This is a genomic window from Paenibacillus sp. J22R232 (assembly GCF_056269165.1).
The window spans coordinates 1-8,096 of record NZ_JBWDNK010000034.1; the positions used below are offsets into that span (position 1 = coordinate 1).

Here is an 8,096-nt window from a genome sequence, read left to right on the forward strand (position 1 = left end):
ACTCTCCAAATTGGTGTTTGAAATGCTCATTACTTGTTATCGCTTTTTCGCTTATCCCGAAGGATTTGCGAGGCAGTTGTTACTCGTTGTTCAGTTTTCAAAGAGCAATCTATTCTTTCGTTTGTAATGCTTGTTTTGCTTGTCGTCCGCGTGTTTCTCTCGGCCGGAATTAGAATATATCATGTATTACACTATCATTGCAAGTCTTTTTTTAAAATTAATTCATTTTATTTAAATTTCGCATATATTCAGCATTAAAACGGATAAAAGAATCGTATATATCCGTTATTTCGTTTCACTATACGCTGCTTCAAACACCCATTAAAGCTGGTTTCCACCCGTCCATGACTCGTTCCCAGCAACGCTCATGCTTCTATAAACCCTGTAACAGATAATTCAAATTTTATTGGCCTCCGGATATCAAACTTTGATTGATGCTTTTTCAATCATGAAATTTTGATGCAGCATGTTGTAATCTATTCGAGCAAGCGTTGCGCTCCTGCGACAAAGTCTTTATTAAATCAAATAAATGCGGATCAATTACAGCTTTTTTGACGGTATGGCCATTTTTGATACACTAAAAATAATGATTGACCTTCACGTTGCGTGAAGGTGTACGATGATTTTGTCAGGAGGCGAGCTTGTGGAATACACGATACAAAAGTTAGGACTGATTGCTGGAATCAGCACCCGGACGTTGCGCTATTATGATGAAATCGGGATGCTGAAGCCCGCTCGGATCAACTCCTCGGGGTACCGCATTTATGGGCAGGAGGAGGTCAACAAGCTGCAGCAAGTTTTATTTTATAAAGAGCTGGGCATTGGTCTTGAGGAGATAAAAAGAATGGTGACCGCTCCCTCCTTTGACGGAAAAAGCGCGCTGCGCGAGCACAGGCAAAAACTGCTTGAAAAGAGACAGCAGCTCGACTCGCTCATCGCTAACGTCGATAAAACTTTAGCTCAGCATGAAGGGAGAATTACGATGACCGACAAGGAAAAATTCGAAGGCTTCAAACAGCAATCAATGGATGAGAATGAGAAGCTGTATGGACAAGAAATAAGAGAGAAATACGGAGATGAACAAATCGAGCGCTCCAATCAGATCTTCAAGAACATGTCCGAGCAGCAGCATGCAGAGATCGAGCAGTTGGGAGCGCAAGTCATTAGCACACTGGTCGAGGCTTATGCTGCTGGCGATCCAGCAAGCGAGCTTGCGCAAAAGACCGCCGATTTGCACCGGCAATGGCTCAGCTTCTACTGGGGACATTACAGTAAAGAAGCGCATGCAGGCGTTGCGCAAATGTACGTCGATGATGAACGGTTCACCGCATACTACGACAAACACCAGCCAGGCGCAGCGAGATTTCTAAGAGATGCTGTTCTCCTCTATACAGGCATGGGACAAGAGTCATAACATCCTGCAAAATAAGGCGTGCCCGGGCTAACTCAGATCCGGGCACGCCTTATTTTGTCAACCAATTCTTACAACCAAGCCTTCCTGATGCCGATGTACCCATTCCTCAGGCGTTGCAAATGCCGGCTTCGATTCCCAATCCTCGTCGATCTTTGCGCTGTACATACTGTAAGCCAAAGTAATGCATGCCATTACCGAATCAGAAGCGTGGTCAATTAGCTTGCCAATTTTGGGACCGCTGGCGTGCATCGGAATGAGAGAAGGGCTCAGCCTGATATCGAACATGGCGTCCACGGTCAGCTTGAACTGCTCAGGGAGTCTCGCGACCGCGCTTGCATCCTCACGGTTCAAGCCAAGCTTCGCCCAGCCATGGCTAGGATATACCTCGTATAACCGAGCCATGTTCTCCTTATGGCGATCAAAAGGGTAAACAGCTGCTTCGTTACGCAGATTACTTAATAGCTTCCTCCCGCCATAGAGCATGCCGTTCATGCTAATTGGCGTTTCGGATATCGGACTTTTTCCACCTACCGTTATATCAGTCACCCTACAATCACGGAAATTGTTCCTACCGCTATGAACCTTTCCGAATCGCGTCTTGAATTGCAGGCGCGTATCCGCGTAGGCTTCTTCTATAAAATACTCCCAAGATGATTTATAGTGTTCATCCAAGTGTACAATCGGAATGGAAAACGGAAAATCGAGTCCCCAAGGTCCGCCTTGATTTTTAATTCGATAATATAAATCAAGCCTATCTTCGCAAGGGATTACAGCTTCAATGGTTAGAACACGATGCTTTAACTCAGCTACCGTTACAAATATTTTGCCATTCGGATCCTTAGCCCCGCTGAAATCACATCCATAAACGAGCATGCTTACCTCCAAGTTTATTATACTGGACTATTGCTTGGCAGCTGTTGTTCGACCTTAGGCCGGATCGGCAAACGAAGCGTGAACTCACTGCCCACTCCTTTTATGCTATTCAGTGCTAGCGAGCCGCCAAGCAGCCTGGCAAGCTGATGGCTGATCGATAAGCCTAACCCTGTACCCTCATATTTCCGTTTAAGCGTACTGTCCTCCTGCAAAAAGGCATCAAATACGAGCTTCTGATTCTCCTCATCAATACCAATCCCCGTATCTTTCACGGAAAATACGATGCTCTCCGCAAATGAATCCTGCCTAATTTCTAAACGGATACTTCCGCTGTCTGTAAATTTAACGGCATTGGATAATAGGTTCCTTAGAATTTGGCTTAGTTTTAAGCCATCAGAAACAAATAGCTCGGGAGCTGTATCCTCTATCGATATATGAAAGGAAAGCTTCTTTTTCTCTGCCATTGGAGCGATTTGATGGTATAGCAGCTGAGTGATATCCTCCATCGATATCTCCCCCCAATCGATCTCCATCTTGCCTGCCTCTACTTTGGATAAATCCAAAATATCGTTGATAATCCGCAGCAATTCTTGGCTGGAGCCATAAATGATATCAGCATACTGCTTGTTCTCGCTGTCCTCATTCTTTGCTTCGTTATCTCCAATAAGCTCGGAGAGCAAAATAATACTATTTAGCGGAGTTCGCAGCTCATGCGACATATTGGACATGAATTCTGATTTATATCTGGAATCCTTAAGTATTTGAGCAGCCTTTTCTTCCAATGCTTTCTGCGTGCAAAGAAGCTCCTGCTTCTGTTCAATCAGTATTAGGTTTTTGTTCCGGAGTTCATCGACAAGCAGCTGCTCCTTATAGAAATCATAAATAATAAAGATGAAGAATGCGCCTAGCAAAATGGAAAGAGGCAGAGTGTACGGCATAATGTTTTTCAAATATTCCTGACGATCGACAGCACCGAATATAGCGATGCCCGTTACTTGAATAATATTGATCGCAAGCAGTGATATAGCCGCTTTTTTAGGATAACTCCATGCTTGCTTGCCCCTATACAGCACTACAAGTCCTGCCGAAACGAAAGCGAGTATGGTAATATTAATCGATCCTGTCAATGCATTTAGCGTTATTCCGTTAACGGCATATCTCGAAGCCGCAATACCGATACCGATAACAAAAACATGCACAGGATTCCGAATCATTAATGTCGCAAATATAATCGGCACGACCCTTAAATCAAAAACAGGACCTTTATGTAATTGTAATCCAACCTTCATAGCAAGCCAGCCCGAGAAGATGAAGGTTAAAATGAGAACAACGTTTTTTGTTGTAACGGACGCTTTTTGGAATAGGTTTTTATATAGGAGGTTAAATAAATAGGCGCAGGTAATGAGGATGCTAATGTTTGTAAAAAACGTGACATAAAAATTCATGGATCAGCCTCCCTTTGATGGCTTAATTATACGCGATGCCACCCACTTTGACAAAAAGCAGAACATGAACGTTTCTAATTACAGCAGCCTGCTTGCTTATCCCGGTATACAAAAAAAGCCCCGCTTAGCAGGGCTTTTATAAAAATATGACAAATATGATCTGGCTTATGCTTTCTTATCATTCCTGCATGAGCATCCGTTCTCTATCCGACGAGCTGAGCCTCGGACATGTATGGCAATATCCATGGTGCTTTAATCTGAATGCCAGACAGCAGTAACGCCGTATATACAATATGGTTCCGTGTCTCGGATGCTGCACGCTTCGAAATCGCGCAGATATCGGATACTCCCTTTTATCTCCCATGAGCATGCTTTGATCCGATGCAATAAGCTGCAGCCGTTCCTCCGTAATTTCCCTTTTATGCCCCTCTTCCAATCGTGCATAATATTGCTGGAGCTGGTGGGCTACCAAGGACCACATCACTTTCATGGGGACGCTCGTATGCTCCGATACGGAAGCGAAAACTAGATTAGTATTTTGCCGTAGCTCTTGAAAATAATTAGCTAATTGATTCCTTCGTTCTGCCAAATCCGTATGGGAAATCCATGCCGGCGCCTCTGGCTTCGTTTGGTATGCCATTACCGCTTGGCTGGACATATGGAAGCGAACATTTGCCGGACTCGATGACAGCCTATAATCAAACAATCCAACTGCTGCAACGAGTCCCGTAAACCAGACGGAATAACGCTTCGCAAACAGATTGCCTACCACATCCCGGTCGGGATGACCTAAGAGCTCGGATTGAATATCCAAAATCGCGGTTCGGGAAATGGAATCAAGCAGGTCAGTTACTGCAAAAGAATAACCTTCTTCTTCTGGCTGCCGCACAGAAATCCGAAAATGATTTTGCAAAAAGGATTGTGCGGTCTGGGCTCCTGTATAATTAATCATCGAACGTCCTTCACCCCAAGTAGAAGCACTTTTCTATTCAATCATTTTCAACACATCGTCAACAATCTGCCCACGGCCGATAACGCCCCATCCCTTGAACAACCAGAAGGAGTCCGTTTCATAAACCTTTTCATTCTCAACGGCAGGCACCTTTGCCCATAAAGCGCTTTGGTTCATGCTGCTAAGATTGTCCCGTCCATTCGGGTCAACCTCCAAAACGATATAGTCCGCATCCAAATCAGGAACAACCTCTAATGACAAATCAGCTCTTTGCTCTTCAGGAGTCAGCTCCGTGCGCTCAAACCCAAGATCGTGATACAAGAGCGTATTCGCGGGATGCCCTTTCCCAGCATAGATCTGAAGGTTCTTTTCTCTTACCCGCAGGTATGCCAGCTGTTTGTGATCTAATTTTTTGACGATCTCGCTTGCTTTAGCCGTTTTCAGTCGCAATTCTTCTATTTTTTGTTCCGCTAGTTCAACCTTATCGTAAAGCTCCGCTACCGTTAGCAAATCTTTTGTCCAGTAGGTTGTATCATCCTCATATTCAAGCCATTCTGTACCGAGAACTATGGTCGGGGCTATTTTCTCCAACTGCTCGTAGGTCTCCTCTGCCGTGCGGCTCTCAACAAGAATAACATCAGGATTAATCTCTACGATTGCTTCAAGATTAGGATTATCCGCTGAGCCTACCAGCTTGACGCCTTCGAGCTCATTGGCCAAGTAAGGAAGATAGTCGCCTCCATACCTCACCTCAACATTTACGCCAGCTGGCTTCTCCCCAATGGTGAGCAGATGATCAATATATGCTGCGGAGAGCACGACGATTCGATTAATTTTAGCAGGTACGATCGACTCGCCTTTTAAATGTGTAACCGTTCGTGTCAAATCCGCGGCTACCGGATCAGCCGATGCTTCTATTACTGGTGCTGCGGTTTCTTTCAGGACTTGCTTTTCGCTATTGCCTCCGCATGCCGCTAACGTAAGCAGCAGCATACTAAGAGCAATGAGAGGGATGAATCTGTTCTTAAGCATTTGTTTTGTTCCTCTTCTCTTATTGTCAATAATAATAATCATTATCATTAATAATAAAGAAGGATCGCTTTATGAGCAATGGACTAATTCATCCACTATTAGTGGACTTATTCACCCAGCGCCCCCTCTTAGCTGTGATGCAACATAATTCATCGCCCACATCCTACCTGCCGGACCGAGAGTCTTAAAAAATATATCGCTAGCCTCATAAACCCGCTGATTCCGAACAGCTTCTATTGAAGCCCACTGCTCGGAACGAAGCAGCAATTGAAGCCGCTGTCTAGCCTCGGCCGTAGGATCAGTCATTATAAAAATATGATCCGCCCGGAAGGAAGCTACCTCCTCCAGCTGCAAGTCTCTTGCCCACTCCCGGTTTGGGAAGCCTTGTGGCAAATCCAAAGCAAGGTCATCATAAAGCAAGGCACCCGTCTGGTTTCGTGCTCCGTAAACCCGGTAAAAGTGTGGACTGACTCTAATAAAAGAAACGGATGTTGTTCCCCAGCGTGTCTTAATGTTTTGTTTAATCGTTGTCATTTGCTCGCGATACCTATCCATCCAATCAGCAGCTTGCTGCTCTCTCCCCAATATTTTAGCCATCTGCTCCAGCATTTGACCATATTGATTCGAATGTGCCAAAACGGCGGTTGGTGCAATTTGGTTAAATGTATGATCCTGTAGCATGCGATCACTCGTAAGCATCAAATCTGGCTTCAATCTCAGCAGATTTTCATAGTTGGACTTAAAGCTATCCAATTTGAATTTGTTCTCTATTTCTCGACTCAGTCCTGGCAGTGGATAAGAATAAGAAACTCTCTCCTTGTAAGATAAGGCTGCAACAGGCGTTAACCCAAGCGTCAGCAAATGATCGTCAATCCCATAGTAGAGCGCGGCAAAGCGATGGCATTTATTTTTGATATACAAAGTTGGCGCCACGCCTTCTGCCTTTTTGAACGCCCGGCTAAAATAATGCTCATCCTTATATCCGACTTGCTCCGCTACTTCTTTCGCTTTTTTTGATGAAAACAGCAATTGCTTCGCCTTTGAAATCCGCTGCTTTAATATATACTCTGTTGGCGTCATATTCATTTGATGTTTAAAGCTTCTCGTAAAATGATTCATGCTAAAGCCTGCCATCTTGGCTAGATGCTCAATTCTCATTTCCTTGCTATAATTCTGGGTTATATAAGCCAAAGTACGTTCCATTCCCAGCACGCTTTGCGGTTCGCCTTTACCCTGCGTGCTATTCAAACTTGCAACGACATGCAGCAGAGTGCTGAGCATTCCGCTTTTAGTGAGCCTGTCTGATCGATGCGGACTTTCCCTCGTAATCAAATCATCCATAGCCTCTTTGATGGAGGCAGCATGGCTCGAAATATCCAGCTTTGCCGGGAACGGAAACATTGGCTGACTCGCTGACCAAGTTCTATTTTCTTTGTACACCATTATCGCGCTGAACATAATAATCGAAAATTGAATGGCTTGTTTGCTGCTGAACTCACCTTCGATCGTCATACCTGGCTGAACGTAAAACAGATCGCCTTTTTTGGCTGTTAATGGTGTACCATTTACAATAATCATGCCTCGGCCGCTCGTAATTTCACATATGCCGTACGTATGGAGCGTTCTTGGGATTGAAAAATAGTCCGCTGCAGCTTGAGAGCTATAGCTCCTTATTGAAGGGAATATCAACTTTTCAAGCATCCTTATGGTATCAGGCTTACGCATCGCTCAACTTCCTTTCTGCTGAGATCAGACCTTTTCTTCTTACCTTGGACTTATTTATTATTATTTCTTGATAAGCTTAACATAAATTTCAATGGCTCAAACCTTTGTCCGGGTGAAAATAAATATGCAAAAAGGCTTCTCGGATCAACTAACTGATCCAAGAAGCCTTTACTAATCCATATGATGCGCGTAGAGGGACTTGAACCCCCACGGTCGCCCGCTAGATCCTAAGTCTAGTGCGTCTGCCAATTCCGCCATACGCGCATGTAAAAAATGGTGAGTCATGTAGGATTCGAACCTACGACACCCTGATTAAAAGTCAGGTGCTCTACCAACTGAGCTAATGACTCGTATCATGGTGGAGGATGACGGGATCGAACCGCCGACCCTCTGCTTGTAAGGCAGATGCTCTCCCAGCTGAGCTAATCCTCCATGGAAACAATAAAACCCACAAGCTGTGGGAGTCGTGCTTGATGTGTTCAAAGCCGTTTGCGCCCTGAAAACTGGATACGAAAGAACAGGTTTGCTGAACCTTTATTGCTGTTGTTTGCCGGATGTATGTGTCCGGGGCAAACGTAAGTCTATGCTTACGACGTCCGTTTGCTTCTCAAACTGTTTAGGATAAGCCCTCGACCGATTAGTATTCGTCAGCTAC

The 8,096-nt window shown here is 44.6% G+C and carries 6 protein-coding genes and 3 tRNA genes; 1 reads left to right on the forward strand and 8 read right to left on the reverse strand.

Annotated elements, in window-relative coordinates; translation table 11 throughout:
- The first annotated feature begins 643 nt into the window (after window positions 1-643).
- Window positions 644-1,414, forward strand: coding sequence for a MerR family transcriptional regulator (locus AC0YN3_RS32870; RefSeq protein WP_475779032.1), 771 nt, complete (start codon window positions 644-646; stop codon window positions 1,412-1,414).
- Between the two features lie 57 nt (window positions 1,415-1,471).
- On the opposite strand, the gene AC0YN3_RS32875 is transcribed toward AC0YN3_RS32870, so the two are convergent.
- From AC0YN3_RS32875 to AC0YN3_RS32910, 8 genes are all read right to left on the reverse strand, one after another.
- Window positions 1,472-2,287, reverse strand: a complete 816-nt coding sequence (locus AC0YN3_RS32875) for a hypothetical protein (protein ID WP_475779033.1) — start codon at window positions 2,285-2,287, stop codon at window positions 1,472-1,474.
- A 17-nt stretch (window positions 2,288-2,304) separates the two neighbouring features.
- On the reverse strand, window positions 2,305-3,732 hold the full coding sequence (locus AC0YN3_RS32880) for an ATP-binding protein (RefSeq protein WP_475779034.1): 1,428 nt from the start codon (window positions 3,730-3,732) through the stop codon (window positions 2,305-2,307).
- A gap of 178 nt (window positions 3,733-3,910) precedes the next feature.
- Window positions 3,911-4,684 (reverse strand): hypothetical protein, encoded by a 774-nt coding sequence (locus AC0YN3_RS32885; protein WP_475779035.1) that lies wholly within the window; start codon window positions 4,682-4,684, stop codon window positions 3,911-3,913.
- A 33-nt stretch (window positions 4,685-4,717) separates the two neighbouring features.
- Window positions 4,718-5,716, reverse strand: coding sequence for an ABC transporter substrate-binding protein (locus AC0YN3_RS32890; protein ID WP_475779036.1), 999 nt, complete (start codon window positions 5,714-5,716; stop codon window positions 4,718-4,720).
- 111 nt (window positions 5,717-5,827) lie between these two features.
- Window positions 5,828-7,441 carry a helix-turn-helix domain-containing protein gene (locus AC0YN3_RS32895; protein ID WP_475779037.1) on the reverse strand — a complete coding sequence of 538 codons (1,614 nt, stop codon included), beginning with the start codon at window positions 7,439-7,441 and terminating at the stop codon, window positions 5,828-5,830.
- Between the two features lie 184 nt (window positions 7,442-7,625).
- Window positions 7,626-7,705: transfer RNA gene (locus AC0YN3_RS32900), tRNA-Leu, on the reverse strand.
- Between the two features lie 10 nt (window positions 7,706-7,715).
- Window positions 7,716-7,791 (reverse strand) — tRNA-Lys (locus tag AC0YN3_RS32905).
- A gap of 6 nt (window positions 7,792-7,797) precedes the next feature.
- Window positions 7,798-7,873, reverse strand: a tRNA-Val gene (locus AC0YN3_RS32910).
- Between the last annotated feature and the right edge of the window lie 223 nt (window positions 7,874-8,096).